The organism is Pseudomonas sp. SJZ077, assembly GCF_007993905.1.
Taxonomy (GTDB): Bacteria; Pseudomonadota; Gammaproteobacteria; order Pseudomonadales; family Pseudomonadaceae; genus Aquipseudomonas; species Aquipseudomonas mandelii.
Map to the genome: position 1 here is coordinate 630,415 of NZ_VIUJ01000002.1, position 13,207 is coordinate 643,621.

General features: G+C 59.7%; 13 protein-coding genes. 6 read left to right on the plus strand and 7 right to left on the minus strand.

Translation table 11 applies throughout. From position 1 onward, the window contains the following. Positions 1–72: 72 nt before the first annotated feature. From FBY01_RS06595 to FBY01_RS06615, 5 genes are all read right to left on the minus strand, one after another. Complete coding sequence (locus tag FBY01_RS06595; RefSeq protein ID WP_145306406.1) at positions 73–2,076, minus strand: GGDEF domain-containing protein; 2,004 nt, start codon at positions 2,074–2,076, stop codon at positions 73–75. Then, positions 2,077–2,952, minus strand: coding sequence for an endonuclease/exonuclease/phosphatase family protein (locus tag FBY01_RS06600; protein ID WP_010465613.1), 876 nt, complete (start codon positions 2,950–2,952; stop codon positions 2,077–2,079). Between the two features lie 14 nt (positions 2,953–2,966). Next, a complete protein-coding gene (locus tag FBY01_RS06605; protein WP_145306404.1) occupies positions 2,967–3,608 on the minus strand; it encodes a thiol:disulfide interchange protein DsbA/DsbL in 642 nt (213 codons plus the stop codon). Positions 3,609–3,808: 200 nt separating this feature from the next. Continuing rightward, complete coding sequence (locus FBY01_RS06610) at positions 3,809–4,420, minus strand: cytochrome c4 (RefSeq protein ID WP_010465618.1); 612 nt, start codon at positions 4,418–4,420, stop codon at positions 3,809–3,811. Positions 4,421–4,466: 46 nt separating this feature from the next. Beyond that, positions 4,467–4,757: a cytochrome c5 family protein gene (locus FBY01_RS06615; RefSeq protein ID WP_010465620.1), complete on the minus strand. Its 291-nt coding sequence runs from the start codon at positions 4,755–4,757 to the stop codon at positions 4,467–4,469. 191 nt (positions 4,758–4,948) lie between these two features. Here FBY01_RS06615 and yihA point away from each other — a divergent pair, with 191 nt between their 5' ends. Beyond that, entirely contained in the window at positions 4,949–5,593 is a 645-nt protein-coding gene (yihA, locus tag FBY01_RS06620) for a ribosome biogenesis GTP-binding protein YihA/YsxC (RefSeq protein ID WP_010465622.1), read from the plus strand. Positions 5,594–5,877: 284 nt separating this feature from the next. On the opposite strand, the gene polA is transcribed toward yihA, so the two are convergent. Further along, positions 5,878–8,649, minus strand: coding sequence for a DNA polymerase I (polA, locus tag FBY01_RS06625; protein ID WP_145306402.1), 2,772 nt, complete (start codon positions 8,647–8,649; stop codon positions 5,878–5,880). A 74-nt stretch (positions 8,650–8,723) separates the two neighbouring features. Here polA and FBY01_RS06630 point away from each other — a divergent pair, with 74 nt between their 5' ends. Then, positions 8,724–9,014: a DUF2782 domain-containing protein gene (locus tag FBY01_RS06630; protein ID WP_010465626.1), complete on the plus strand. Its 291-nt coding sequence runs from the start codon at positions 8,724–8,726 to the stop codon at positions 9,012–9,014. A 58-nt stretch (positions 9,015–9,072) separates the two neighbouring features. Continuing rightward, a complete protein-coding gene (locus FBY01_RS06635) occupies positions 9,073–10,023 on the plus strand; it encodes a homoserine kinase (RefSeq protein WP_145306400.1) in 951 nt (316 codons plus the stop codon). 115 nt (positions 10,024–10,138) lie between these two features. Here the strand turns inward: FBY01_RS06635 and FBY01_RS06640 are convergent, their stop codons facing one another. Beyond that, entirely contained in the window at positions 10,139–11,059 is a 921-nt protein-coding gene (locus FBY01_RS06640; protein WP_010465630.1) for a zinc ABC transporter substrate-binding protein ZnuA, read from the minus strand. Between the two features lie 66 nt (positions 11,060–11,125). On the opposite strand from FBY01_RS06640, the gene zur reads away from it, so the two are divergent. Genes zur through znuB form a run of 3 tightly spaced genes read left to right on the plus strand, consistent with a single transcriptional unit; the run spans position 11,126 to position 13,174 of the window. Then, a complete protein-coding gene (gene zur, locus FBY01_RS06645) occupies positions 11,126–11,608 on the plus strand; it encodes a zinc uptake transcriptional repressor Zur (RefSeq protein WP_010465632.1) in 483 nt (160 codons plus the stop codon). After that, positions 11,608–12,393: a zinc ABC transporter ATP-binding protein ZnuC gene (gene znuC, locus FBY01_RS06650; protein WP_010465634.1), complete on the plus strand. Its 786-nt coding sequence runs from the start codon at positions 11,608–11,610 to the stop codon at positions 12,391–12,393. The genes zur and znuC overlap by 1 nt, the downstream gene beginning before the upstream one ends. Next, the gene (gene znuB, locus FBY01_RS06655) at positions 12,386–13,174 is read left to right on the plus strand and encodes a zinc ABC transporter permease subunit ZnuB (RefSeq protein WP_010465635.1); all 789 of its coding nucleotides are present in this window, start codon (positions 12,386–12,388) and stop codon (positions 13,172–13,174) included. The genes znuC and znuB overlap by 8 nt, the downstream gene beginning before the upstream one ends. Positions 13,175–13,207 lie beyond the last annotated feature (33 nt).

Sequence of the window (13,207 nt, forward strand, 5' to 3'; positions counted from 1 at the left end):
CAACAGTGTAACGTACTGACTTGCGCGCAGAGGGCAAAAGCGCTGTTTTAAATAAAATGGAACAATTGGCTGTCAACCAGCCTCGACGCGATTGCGACCAGCATTTTTCGCACGGTATAGCGCCTGATCGGCTCTTTTAAGCACCAGGTCGCTGTGTTCTCCGGGTTTGAATGCCGTAAAACCTATGGAAATGGTGATGGTTACCCGCTCGCCCTTGAAGTGAAAAGGGCAGGCTTCAATCGATGCGCGCAAAGTATCCAGCAGTTGTGCGCCATTTATCGGTGACGTGTCGGGCATCAGCAAGACAAACTCCTCACCCCCGAACCGCGCAATGAAATCCGTCCCGCGCAGGCGTTTGCGCAACACGCTGGCAATGATTTTCAGCACTTTGTCACCTGCCAGGTGACCGTAGTTATCGTTGATGCGTTTGAAGTGGTCGAGGTCGAGCATCGCCAGCAACAGGATGTTGCCGTGTTGCTGCCATTCGCGGACTTCGTGTTCCAGCCGCTCACTCCAGGCCGCGCGATTGGGCAGGCCGGTGAGGGGATCGAGCAGCGCTTTCTGCCGTTGTTCTTCAAGGTGTTCGCGGTAGCCCAGCGCTTCCTGTTCCATGTGCGCCACGCGTTCGGCCAGGCTTTGCAACCGAGCCGCGACTTCCTGCTCACGTTCGTCGCGCTGTTTCTGGTGTTGATCCATGGTGCCGAGCAGGCCTTCGAGGCGGTTCTCCAAGACGTGCTTGAGGTCTTCCAGGTCCGCCGCTTCTTGCACGCTGCTCTGCAGGCCGTCGACTTGCTCGCGAATCTGCGTATCCATCTCGCGTGCAGCCGAGCGGTTGTCGGCGTGGCCGTCGCTGGCAGCTTGCAAGTTGCTCTGGAACGATTCGAGACGTTCGTTGAGTTGTTGCAGGTACGCTTCGAATTCGTGCTGGCCGCTGTCGGTGATCGCCAGCATCAACGTCGCCAGATCATCGAGGATCGGGATCAGTTCGTACCAGTTCAACCCGTTTTGCAGACGATCACGCATCGCTTCGGCTTGTGGTCGATGGCGTTCGGGCAGCGTCAGGTCGTCGAGCAGGCCAAGGAGCGTGTCTTCGATATGCTTGGCGACTGAACTATAGGACGGCTCGGGTGAGTCGGGCAGGGCGTAGAGAACTTCCTCTGGCGCCAGGTGCTCCGCCTCGATGGTCACCGGGGTCAGTTCATCCGGGTTGACTGCCTGTGGCTCTTGCTCGGCTGGCGTTGGATCTATCGGTTGCTCGATGTTCGGCTGGGTCTGTGGCTCTACCGCTTGCGCAGATGCAGTCTCTGACTGAAGCACAGGCGGGACAAACACCACCAATTCCGGAGCAGGTTCCGTTGCCTGTACTTCCAGTGATTCAGGGATCGCAGCGGCAGGTTGGACGTCGATGACCGTTGGCTGTTCGACTGGCGGATGCTCCACCGCGGGGGCGAGATCAACCGTTGCCGGCGGGGTCTCGGCAATCGGTTCGACAGTTTGCAGGGGCGCCGCTTGCACCGCAGGAACGGTGGCCTGCGGGGTGGCCTCATCCGCTTCCCGGTTACCAAAAAGGCGCTGCAGAAAACCGGGGCGATCAGGTTCTGCCGGGTTATCCAGTTGACGTAAGGCTTTGCCTTGCAGGCCACTCAGTTCGCTGAGCAGCAACGGAATCTCACGGGCCTGACTGACTCGACCATCCAGTTGTTTGGCAAAGTTCTTCAGCGTCCGGCTGACTTCTCGAGGCAGTGGCAGTGTTTGCAGCTGAGTCACCAGCGCAGTCAATGCGGCGCTGGTCTGATTGACCCGGGTTTCCCGGCGCTGCTCGGAGTCGAGTACGGCTTTTTCCAGGCGTGGAAGCAGGGCGGCCAGGCCGGCGTCCATGTCATCGGTGCGCACGACTTCGCGCATTTCCTTCATGCACTGGTCAACGGCGCGATCGGTGCCTTCTGCGGCCAGGGTGCTGCGCACCAGCCCACGGCGCAGCAAGTCGAGCCGGGCATCCCATCGGCGTTCGAGCTTTTCCTGTTGTTCGATGCTTTTAAGGTATTTCTCTTTCCAGCGCTGTGTTTCGTCGCTCATTCATGGGATCCGCGAAGGGGCAGGACTCAACGCGGGGAAAGCGTCGGCCGTGAGCGAACCCGGCAGACGAATCTCTACCGCGACGGGCAGGTGATCTGAAATCGGTTGTGCCAGCACTTCGACCTTTTCAAGGGTCAGTGTGGGGCTGAGCAGAATATGGTCGAGGCAGCGCTGCGGGCGCCAGCTGGGGAAGGTCGCTTCCAGTTGCGGTGCTAGCAGACCGAGGTCACGCAACGGGGAGTTCTGCAGCAAATCACTGGCGTGGGTGTTCATGTCGCCCATCAGCACCTGGTGTTTGTAACCGCCGATCAACTCGCGGATGTAAGCCAGTTGCATGCTGCGAGCCCGAGCGCCCAGCGCCAGGTGCATCATCACCACCACCAGCGCCTCCGGACCTTCGCCGAAACGCACCAGAATCGCCCCGCGGCCCTTGGGCCCCGGCAGCGGATGATCTTCGATTGCCCACGGGCGCAGGCGGCTGAGCACGCCATTGCTGTGCTGGCCGAGGCGACCGAGATTGCGATTGAGTTGTTGATACCAGTAGGGAAAGGCGCCGAGCTGCGCCAGGTGCTCAACCTGATTGACGTAGCCTGATCGCAGGCTGCCGCCATCGGCTTCCTGCAAGGCGACCAGATCGAAGTCGCCCAGCAGATTGCCGATCTTTTGCAGATTGTCGGCACGCCCGGTGTGCGGCAGCAGATGCTGCCAGCCTCGGGTCAGGTAGTGCCGATAGCGCTCGGTACTGATGCCGACCTGGATATTGAAACTGAGCAAGCGCAGACGGCTGTCTGCGGGCAATCCCGTCGATTCCAGGTGATGCTCGTTGACCCGCGGATCATGCAGGCCAACGACACGTTCAGTTCCCCAGCGGCGCATGGCGGGCCCCGCGCTTAGTTGGCAGCAGCCTTGTTAGCCGCTCGCTCTTTGGCTACCAGTTGGTCGGCCAGTTTCAGCGCTTGTTCGGCGCCGCCGGCAGAACCGATGTCAAAGCGATACTTGCCGTTGACGATCATGGTAGGCACGCCGGTGATTTCATATTTCTTGGCCAGTTCTTTGGCTTTGTTGATCTGGCCCTTGATGGCGAAGGAGTCGAAGGTGGCCAGGAACTTGTCCTTGTCTACGCCTTGAGTGGCCAGGAAGTCGGCCATGTCGTCTTTGTCGGTCAGTTTCTTGTGTTCTTTCTGGATTGCGTTGAATACCGCAGCGTGAACCTTGTTCTCTACGCCCATCGCTTCAAGGGTCAGGAACATCTGGCCGTGTGCGTCCCATGGGCCGCCGAACATGGCAGGGATACGGACGAAGTTCACGTCGGAAGGCAGTTTCTCGACCCACGGGTTGATCACCGGTTCAAAAGCGTAGCAATGCGGGCAGCCGTACCAGAACAGCTCCACGACTTCGATCTTGCCAGGCACGGCGACCGGAACCGGATTGGTCAGTTCGACATAAGGGGCGGCGGGTGCTTCGGCGGCTTGGGCAGTCATGCCGAACAGGCTGGCAGCGACGAGTGCGGCGCTGATGATCAGATTACGCATGCTTTACTCCTGGACAATTTGGGTCGCCTCGCGCGACCTGTTTTCAGACAGGTCCTGGCGGGCTTGAGTTCTGTAGTGTAACGGCAGCGGCCACAAAAAAGGGCGGCCTGAGCCACCCTTTTTATACTTGCTGCGACGGATTAATAGAGCGTTAACGTTGCAGGAGATGTACTTCCCGCGGCACGCCCTGTTCGCCGGTCTTAGTGCAGGCCTTGAATGTAGCTGGACACCGCAGCGATATCTTCGTCGCTGAGCTTTTTGGCAATGCTTTGCATTGGTTTGGTATCGCCATCGTTGGCACGACCGCCTTCTTCCTTGCGGAAGTCGGTCAATTGCTTGGCAACGTATTGAGCGTGCTGACCACCCAGATGCGGGAAGCCGGCAGCCGCGTTGCCCTTGCCATCCGGAGAGTGGCAGCCGGTGCAGGCTGGCAGGCCCTTGGCCAGGTCGCCACCGCGGAACAAGGCCTCACCGCGAGCCACGACTTTCGGGTCGGCGGCGCCAACGCTGCCTTTCTGGCTGGCGAAGTAAGCGGCGATATCAGCCAGGTCCTGATCGCTCAGGTTGGTCAGCAGGCCGGTCATTTCCAGAACGGTGCGTTTGCCGGACTTGATGTCGTGCAGCTGCTTGTTCAGATAACGCTCGCCCTGGCCTGCCAGTTTCGGAAAGTTAGGCGCCATGCTGTTGCCATCCGGGCCATGACAGGCGCCACATACTGCGGCTTTCGCCTGACCAGCAGTTGCATCACCTGCAGCATGGGCTACGCCGGAGATCCCCACGGTCAACAGCAGACTCACGATCAATTTGTTCATCAGCTAATCCAACTACGGCTAAGGGTTAAAGAGTTATGGACCGGGATCACTCGCTCATCCACTGGATGATTGCCTGGTAATCCTCGGCACTGCAGTCCATGCACAAACCACGCGGCGGCATCGCCTTGAAACCCTGGGTCACGTGTTGCACCAGCGTCCCCATACCTTTCGCCAACCTCGGCGTCCAAGCTTCCTGGTCGCCCTTTTTGGGCGCCATGGGTAGTTGGCCGGAATGACAGGCACCACAAACACGGTTGTACACAGCTTCCGGATCCTGTGTAGCCTGAGCGCTGTAAAGCGGCATCAAGACACCGGCAGCTAGCAGCCATTTCGTCATAAAACGACCTTTTCAGGGTTGAGAGCGTTCTGCGTTCTAATGCGCAATCAAGGTCAATCGCTCTCGTGAACTTCATCCTACGCTGGGACAAAGCGCACACAAAATCTGCGGCATTATATACTGGCGTCACTGAAACGGAAACGACACCGCTTGCCGCGTCCATTCCCGGCGCCGCCCACATCGGAAATCCCATGCAACTCAAGAACCCCATCCTCGGCCTGTGCCAACAGTCCACCTTCATGCTCAGCGCTGCCAAAGTCGATCAATGTCCCGACGACGAAGGCTTTGAAGTGGCCTTCGCCGGGCGTTCCAACGCCGGCAAATCCAGCGCGCTGAACACCCTGACGCACGCCAGCCTGGCGCGAACCTCGAAAACTCCGGGTCGCACGCAGCTCTTGAACTTCTTCAAGCTAGACGATGATCGTCGTCTGGTCGACCTTCCGGGTTACGGTTACGCGAAAGTACCTATCCCGTTGAAGCTGCATTGGCAGCGTCACCTGGAAGCTTATCTGGGTGGTCGCGAAAGTCTGAAAGGCCTGATTTTGATGATGGACATCCGTCATCCAATGACCGATTTCGACCTGTTGATGCTTGACTGGGCCGTCGCCAGTGGCATGCCGATGCACATTTTGCTGACTAAAGCTGACAAGCTGACCTATGGCGCGGCGAAAAACGTGCTGCTCAAGGTTCAGGCAGACATCCGCAAAGGATGGGGCGATGCGATTAGCATCCAGCTGTTCTCGGCGCCAAAGCGCATGGGTCTGGAAGACGCCTACACTGTATTGGCAGGCTGGATGGAGCTGGCGGACAAAGGCTCCGAGGTTGCGGAGCAATAAATCGCAGGCAAAAAAAACCCCGGACTTCTTATGGGGAGGGGGAAGTTCCGGGGTTCAAGTTCCGGACCGCTAGGGCGGGGTCCAGATATCTGCCAACACTTAACACAACATAGGAGCATCGAAGGGCTTCACCAGCCATTCAGTAACTCTGAGTGGCAGTTCACAGGTTTAGTTCCGGAGCTTCAGAAACCATTTGTAATAAGTGTGATTTCTTTCCGAAATAAGGGCTCTTGACCCATCTGCCGCGGCACTATGCCGCAGCAGAAAACGCCCTTTCAGACGGCTCAGTGAGCCTCATCCCAGTTATTGCCTACGCCAACCTCGACCAGAAGCGGTACATCCAGCTTCACGGCGTCGCTCATGTGCACGCGAATTTCATCGCGGACCTGGTCGACCAGATCTTCACGCACCTCAAGCACCAATTCATCGTGCACCTGCAGGATGACTTTGGCGTCGAGGCCCGAGGAGGTCAGCCAGTTATCCACCGCCACCATGGCTTTTTTGATGATGTCCGCCGCCGTACCCTGCATCGGGGCGTTGATCGCCGTGCGTTCTGCGCCTTTGCGCAGGGCCGGGTTTTTCGCGTTGATTTCCGGCAGGTACAGGCGTCGGCCGAAGATCGTTTCGACAAAACCTTGCTCGGCCGCCTGGGTGCGGGTGCGTTCCATGTACGCCAGAACACCCGGATAGCGGGCGAAATAACGGTCGATGTATGCCTGGGATTGCTTGCGATCAACGCCGATCTGCTTGGCCAGGCCAAACGCGCTCATGCCGTAGATCAAACCGAAGTTGATCGCCTTGGCGCTGCGACGTTGATCGGTGGTGACGTCGGCCAGTTCCACGCCGAACACTTCGGCGGCGGTGGCCTTGTGCACGTCCAGGTCATTGCGGAAGGCGTGCAGCAAACCTTCGTCCTTGGCCAGGTGCGCCATGATCCGCAGCTCGATTTGCGAATAGTCCGCCGCCAGCAGCTTGTAGCCCTTTGGCGCGACGAACGCCTGACGAATCCGCCGCCCTTCGGCCGTGCGGATTGGAATGTTCTGCAAGTTCGGATCGCTGGACGACAAGCGCCCGGTCGCCGCGACAGCTTGATGATAGGACGTGTGAATCCGCCCGGTGCGCGGGTTGATCTGTTCCGGCAGGCGATCGGTGTAAGTGCTTTTCAGCTTGCTCATCGAGCGGTACTGCATCAGCACTTTGGGCAACGGGTAATCCTGCTCGGCCAGTTCCGCCAGGACGGCTTCGGCGGTGGACGCCTGGCCCTTGGCGGTTTTGCTGAGGATCGGCAACCCGAGCTTTTCGTACAGGATCACGCCCAATTGCTTCGGCGAGCCCAAGTTGAATTCTTCACCGGCGATGGCGAATGCCTCACGCTCCAGCGCGACCATTTTGTCGCCGAGCTCGACGCTTTGGATGCCGAGCAGGTTGGCATCGACCAACGCGCCCTGGCGTTCGATTCGCGCCAGTACCGGCACCAACGGCATTTCGATTTCGCTCAGGACTTTGCTCAGGCTCGGAATGGCATTGAGCTTTTCCTGCAAGGTCTGGTGCAGGCGCAGCGTCACGTCGGCGTCTTCGGCGGCGTAAGGCCCGGCCAGTTCCAGCGAGATCTGGTCAAACGTCAGCTGCTTGGCACCCTTGCCGGCGATGTCCTGAAAGCTCGTAGTGGTGTGGTTCAGGTACTTGAGCGCCAGGCTGTCCATGTCGTGGCGGGTCGCGGTGGAATCCAGCACGTAAGATTCGAGCATGGTGTCGAACGCGATGCCTTGCACGGTGATACCGCAATTCTGGTCGCCACCGATGGCGCAGTTGGCGAGGATGTTCATGTCGAACTTGGCGTGCTGGCCGACCTTGAGTTTGTCCGGATCTTCCAGAATCGGTTTCAGCGCGCGCAGCACGGTGTCGCGATCAAGCTGATCCGGCACACCCATGTAGGAATGGGTCAGCGGGATGTAGGCTGCTTCGTTGGCCTGTACAGCAAACGACAGGCCGACAAGCTGCGCCTGCTGCGCATCGATGCCGGTGGTTTCGGTATCAAAGGCGATCAATTTGGCGTCGTTGAGCTTCTTCAGCCACAGGTCGAAATCGGCCTGGGTGAGGATCGTGGTGTACTTGAGCTCGGTCTCGACAGCGGCTTCTTCAGCCACCGGCACGGTAACTTCCTGGCCGGAACGCTTGGCATCGCGCTGGTTCTCTTCGAACCAGCTCTTGAATTCGAGCAGGGTGTAGAGCTCAGCGAGTTTGTCGTGATCCGGCCCGCCCATTTGCAGGTCGTCGAGCCCGATGTCCAGCGGCACGTCGATCTTGATGGTTGCCAATTGATAGGAGAGGAATGCCATCTCCTTATGCTCTTCGAGCTTGGCCGGCAGGGTCTTGGCGCCGCGAATCGGCAGGGTCGGCACGATGTCGAGCTGTGCGTACAGCTCGGTCAGACCGCCGTTCACGCCCACCAACAGGCCGGAAGCGGTTTTAGGACCAATGCCTGGAACGCCCGGAATGTTGTCGGAAGAATCGCCCATCAGTGCCAGATAATCGATGATCTGCTCGGGAGCGACGCCGAATTTCTCCTTCACGCCCTCCACGTCCAGCGCGCTACCGGTCATGGTGTTGACCAAGGTAATGTGGCCGTCGACCAGTTGCGCCATGTCCTTGTCGCCGGTGGAGATCACCACTGGTCGGTCAGCTGCTGCGCTGCTGCGGGCCAAAGTGCCGATCACGTCATCGGCCTCGACGCCTTCGACGCACAATAACGGGAAGCCCAGCGCGATCACGCTCTGATGCAGTGGCTCAATCTGTACGCGCATGTCGTCGGGCATGCTCGGACGGTTAGCTTTGTACTCGGCGAACATTTCGTCACGGAATGTCCCGCCCTTGGCGTCGAACACCACGGCGAACGGACTGTCCGGGTACTGCTTGCGCAGACTCTTGAGCATGTTCAACACGCCTTTGACCGCTCCAGTCGGCAAACCCTTGGAAGTGGTCAGCGGCGGCAGGGCGTGAAAGGCGCGGTACAGGTAAGAAGAACCGTCCACCAGGACGAGGGGGGCTTGGCTCATGAGCAGGATCAACCTTTTCGGCGGGTCCGGCGCTAGAATAGCGGGACCGTTGACGACAAAGGGACAAGGTTATCATGCGCACACTAAATCGCCTGTTGCTGGCTGGCTTGTTTGCAACCGTTCCCCTGGCCGTCATGGCGGCGGATGATGCGCCGACACCGGAGCCGGAAGTCACGATCCGCACGGAAGGGGACAAAACGATTCAGGAGTACCGCCAAAACGGTTTCCTGTACGCGATCAAGGTCACGCCGAAGGTCGGACCACCGTATTTCCTGGTGCGTGCGGATGGGACAGATGCAAACTTCATCCGCTCGGATCAGCCGGATATGCTGATTCCGTCGTGGAAGATTTTTGAATGGAAGTAGTTTCTTAATTTCAATCGGCGCTGGCTCATGCAGCGGCGCCCGTACTGGCAGTTTAAACATGTCTGTGTTCACCCCGCTGGCTCGGCCCGAGCTGGAAACCTTTCTCGCCCCATACGGGCTCGGCCGCCTGCTTGATTTCCAGGGAATTGCCGCCGGTAGTGAAAACACCAATTTCTTCATCAGCCTGGAGCAGGGCGAGTTTGTCCTGACCCTGGTCGAGCGCGGTCCGGTTCAGGAGATGCCGTTCTTCATCGAACTGCTCGATGTGCTGCACGAAGCCGACTTGCCGGTGCCTTACGCACTGCGCACCACTGACGGCGTGGCCTTGCGCGAACTGGCCGGCAAGCCTGCGCTGTTGCAACCACGCCTGGCCGGCAAGCACATCAAGGAAGCCAACGCGCAGCATTGCGCCCAAGTCGGCGAGTTGCTGGGCCATCTGCATCTGGCGACCCAGGCCAACATGATCAAGCGCAAAACCGATCGTGGCCTGGACTGGATGCTGGAGGAGGGCACGCAGTTGCTCTCCCACCTGAATGCCGAGCAGAGTGATTTGTTGCAGCGGGCGCTGGACGAAATCACTCAGCAGAAGACGAAAATTCTGGCGTTGCCACGGGCCAACATCCACGCGGATCTGTTCCGCGACAACGCGATGTTCGAAGGCACGCACCTGACCGGGTTGATCGACTTCTACAACGCGTGCTCGGGGCCGATGCTCTACGACGTTGCAATTGCCTTGAATGACTGGTGTTCGGATGACGAAGGGCTGATCGACGGGCCGCGGGCGCGGGCGTTGCTCGGGGCCTATGCTGCGTTGCGTCCGTTCACTGCCGCAGAGGCTGAACTGTGGCCGACCATGTTGCGCGTGGCGTGTGTGCGGTTCTGGTTGTCACGGTTGATTGCCGCGGAGTCGTTTGCCGGGCAGGACGTGTTGATTCACGATCCGATGGAGTTTCAGCAGCGGTTGGCGCAGCGGCAGAAGGTCAGTACGCCGCTACCGTTCGCCCTTTAACAGCTTCGCGGCAAGCCTCGCTCCTACAGGTTTGTGTCGTGCACATTATCTGTGAACGGCACAAATTCCGTAGGAGCGAGGCTTGCCCGCGGATGGGGCGTCGCAGATCCCGCTGTTACAACGACTCCAGACACCCCGCCAAATCATTCCCCAACTTCTCCAGCACCTGCTCATACCCCTGCGCAGTCGCCGGCGTGTACCCGCCCAGCGCATCCAGCTCCGCCAATTTCACCGGCAGGCCTGCCACCAGGGTTTCCGCCAGGCGCGGACGCAACGGCGGCTCACTGAACACACAGGTCTTGCCGACTTCCTGCAACCGCGTGCGCATCGCTGCGACGTGCTGGGCGCCCGGCTGGACTTCGGCGGCGACGCTGAATACGCCGGCGTGCTTGAGGCCGTAGGCGTCTTCAAAGTAGTCGAAGGCCTCGTGGAATACGAAGTACGGTTTGCCTGCGATGCCGGCCAGACGCGCTTTCAAGCGAAGATCCATTGCATCCAGACGCTCATCGAACGCCTTGAGGTTGCTCTGATAACGCGTGGCGTTGGCCGGATCGGTTGCACTCAAGTCAGCAGCCATTTTTGTGGCGATCACGCGAGCGTTTACCGGAGACAACCACAAATGCGCATCCAGACTGCCGGGGCGATGATCGTGGTCATGCTCGTCGGCTTCTTCCGCGTGCGAATGGTTGTCTTCGCCGAAGTGGCGAAGTTTCAGTCCCGGCAGATCCTGCACAGCGACGCTCGGCAGCGTTCGACCGTTCAGCACGCGAGGCAGGAACCCTTCCATGTCCGGACCGATCCAGTAAACCAGATCCACCGATTGCACCTTCCGTACGTCGGAAGGACGCAAGGCATAGTTATGCGGTGAAGCGCCCGGTGGTAGCAGCACTTCCGGGATTGCCACGCCGTCCTGCACCGCAGCGGCAATCAGCTGTAGCGGCTTGATGCTGGTGAGGACTTTGACGTCGGCTTGAGCTGAGCCAATGAACAGAAAACTTGCGGCAAATGTGACAAAGATAGAAAAAAGTCGGGACACGATGACCACTCGAAGAGGCGAGAACGGGTAACATAATAACGTCTCTCACAAAACTCGTCGCCGCTCATGCCTAAAACACCGATTGCCAGCCGTCCCCACGACCACTCTCATTGCGTACATAGCGCACTGACTGAGGCCGATGCCTTGTGCGCACGTCAAGGCCTGCGCCTGACCGCCTTGCGTCGGCGGGTGCTGGAGCTGGTGTGGCAAAGTCACAAGCCGTTGGGTGCCTACGACATTCTTGCGGTACTCAGTGAGCAGGATGGCCGCCGCGCTGCGCCGCCTACCGTGTACCGTGCGCTGGATTTCCTGTTGGAAAACGGCCTCGTCCACCGCATCTCCTCGCTCAACGCCTTCGTCGGCTGCAATCACCCGGAGCATGCCCACCAGGGTCAATTCCTGATCTGCCGCGAATGTCACGCCGCCATTGAGCTCGAACAGAAATCCATCAGCGACGCGATCATCAGCAGCGCCAAGGATGTCGGTTTCGTCGTCGAAGGCCAGACCGTTGAAGTGGTCGGCCTCTGCTCGGGTTGCCAGGGGGCTTGATGAGCAATGCGCTGATTCGCCTCGAGCAGGTTGTCGTCACCTTTGCCGGGCAAAACGTGCTGGATAACATCGAGCTGAGCGTCGAGCCGGGGCAGATCGTCACGCTGATCGGCCCGAACGGCGCGGGCAAGACCACGCTAGTGCGCGCGGTGCTCGGTCTGTTGAAGCCGGACAGCGGCAGCGTCTGGCGCAAGCCGAAACTGCGGGTCGGTTACATGCCGCAAAAACTTCACGTCGATCCGACGCTGCCGTTGTCGGTACTGCGCTTTTTGCGTCTGGTGCCTGGCGTGGACCGTGCCAGGGCCTTGGCGGCACTCAAGGAAGTCGGCGCCGAGCAGGTGATCGACAGCCCGGTGCAAAGTGTTTCCGGTGGCGAAATGCAGCGTGTGCTGCTGGCTCGAGCCCTGCTGCGTGAGCCGGAACTGCTGGTGCTCGACGAACCGGTGCAAGGCGTCGATGTGGCCGGCCAAGCCGAGCTCTACAGCCTGATCACGCGGCTGCGCGACCGTCACGGCTGCGGGGTATTGATGGTCTCCCACGATTTGCACCTGGTCATGAGCACCACCGACCAGGTGGTCTGTCTGAATCGTCATGTCTGCTGCTCCGGGCACCCGGAACAAGTCAGCGGCGATCCGGCTTTCGTCGAGCTGTTCGGCAAGAACGCACAAAGCCTGGCGATTTATCACCACCACCACGACCACGCCCATGACCTGCATGGTTCGGTGGTCAACGCGGCCCCGACGGCCCAACCCCATGTCCATGGAGATAGCTGCAAGCATGGCTGATTTTCTGCTCTACGCCCTGCTTGCAGGTCTGGCTTTGGCGCTGGTCGCAGGACCGCTGGGTTCGTTCGTGGTCTGGCGGCGCATGGCCTATTTCGGCGACACCTTGTCCCACGCGGCCTTGCTCGGCGTGGCATTGGGCTTTCTGCTGGATGTCAGCCCTACCGTTGCCGTCACCGTCGGTTGCTTGCTGTTGGCGGTGCTGCTGGTGACGTTGCAACAGCGTCAGCCGCTGGCGTCCGACACGCTTTTGGGAATTCTCGCACCAAGCACGCTCTCTCTGGGCCTGGTCGTACTAAGCTTCATGCACGAAGTGCGGATCGACCTGATGGCGTATCTGTTCGGCGACTTGCTGGCGATCAGCCCGACCGACTTGGCCTGGATACTCGGTGGCAGCGCCGGTGTTCTTGCGTTGCTGGTGACGTTGTGGCGGCCATTGTTGGCGATCACGGTGCATGAAGAACTGGCCCGGGTGGAAGGTTTGCCCGTGCCGGCGCTGCGCCTGGCATTGATGTTGCTGATCGCGGTGGTGATCGCTGTGGCGATGAAAATCGTCGGTGTGTTGCTGATTACTTCGCTGTTGATCATCCCGGCGGCTGCGGCACAACGTCACGCTCGCTCGCCGGAACAGATGGCGCTGGGCGCGAGCCTGCTGGGCATGCTCGCGGTCTGTGGCGGGCTGGCGTTGTCGTGGTTCAAAGACACCCCGGCGGGCCCGTCGATTGTTGTGACGGCCGCCGCACTGTTTCTGCTGAGTTTTGTCCTGCCCCGTCGAGGGGTGTAGACTTGCTCGTTTTTTGCGCAAATAGAGAGTCGC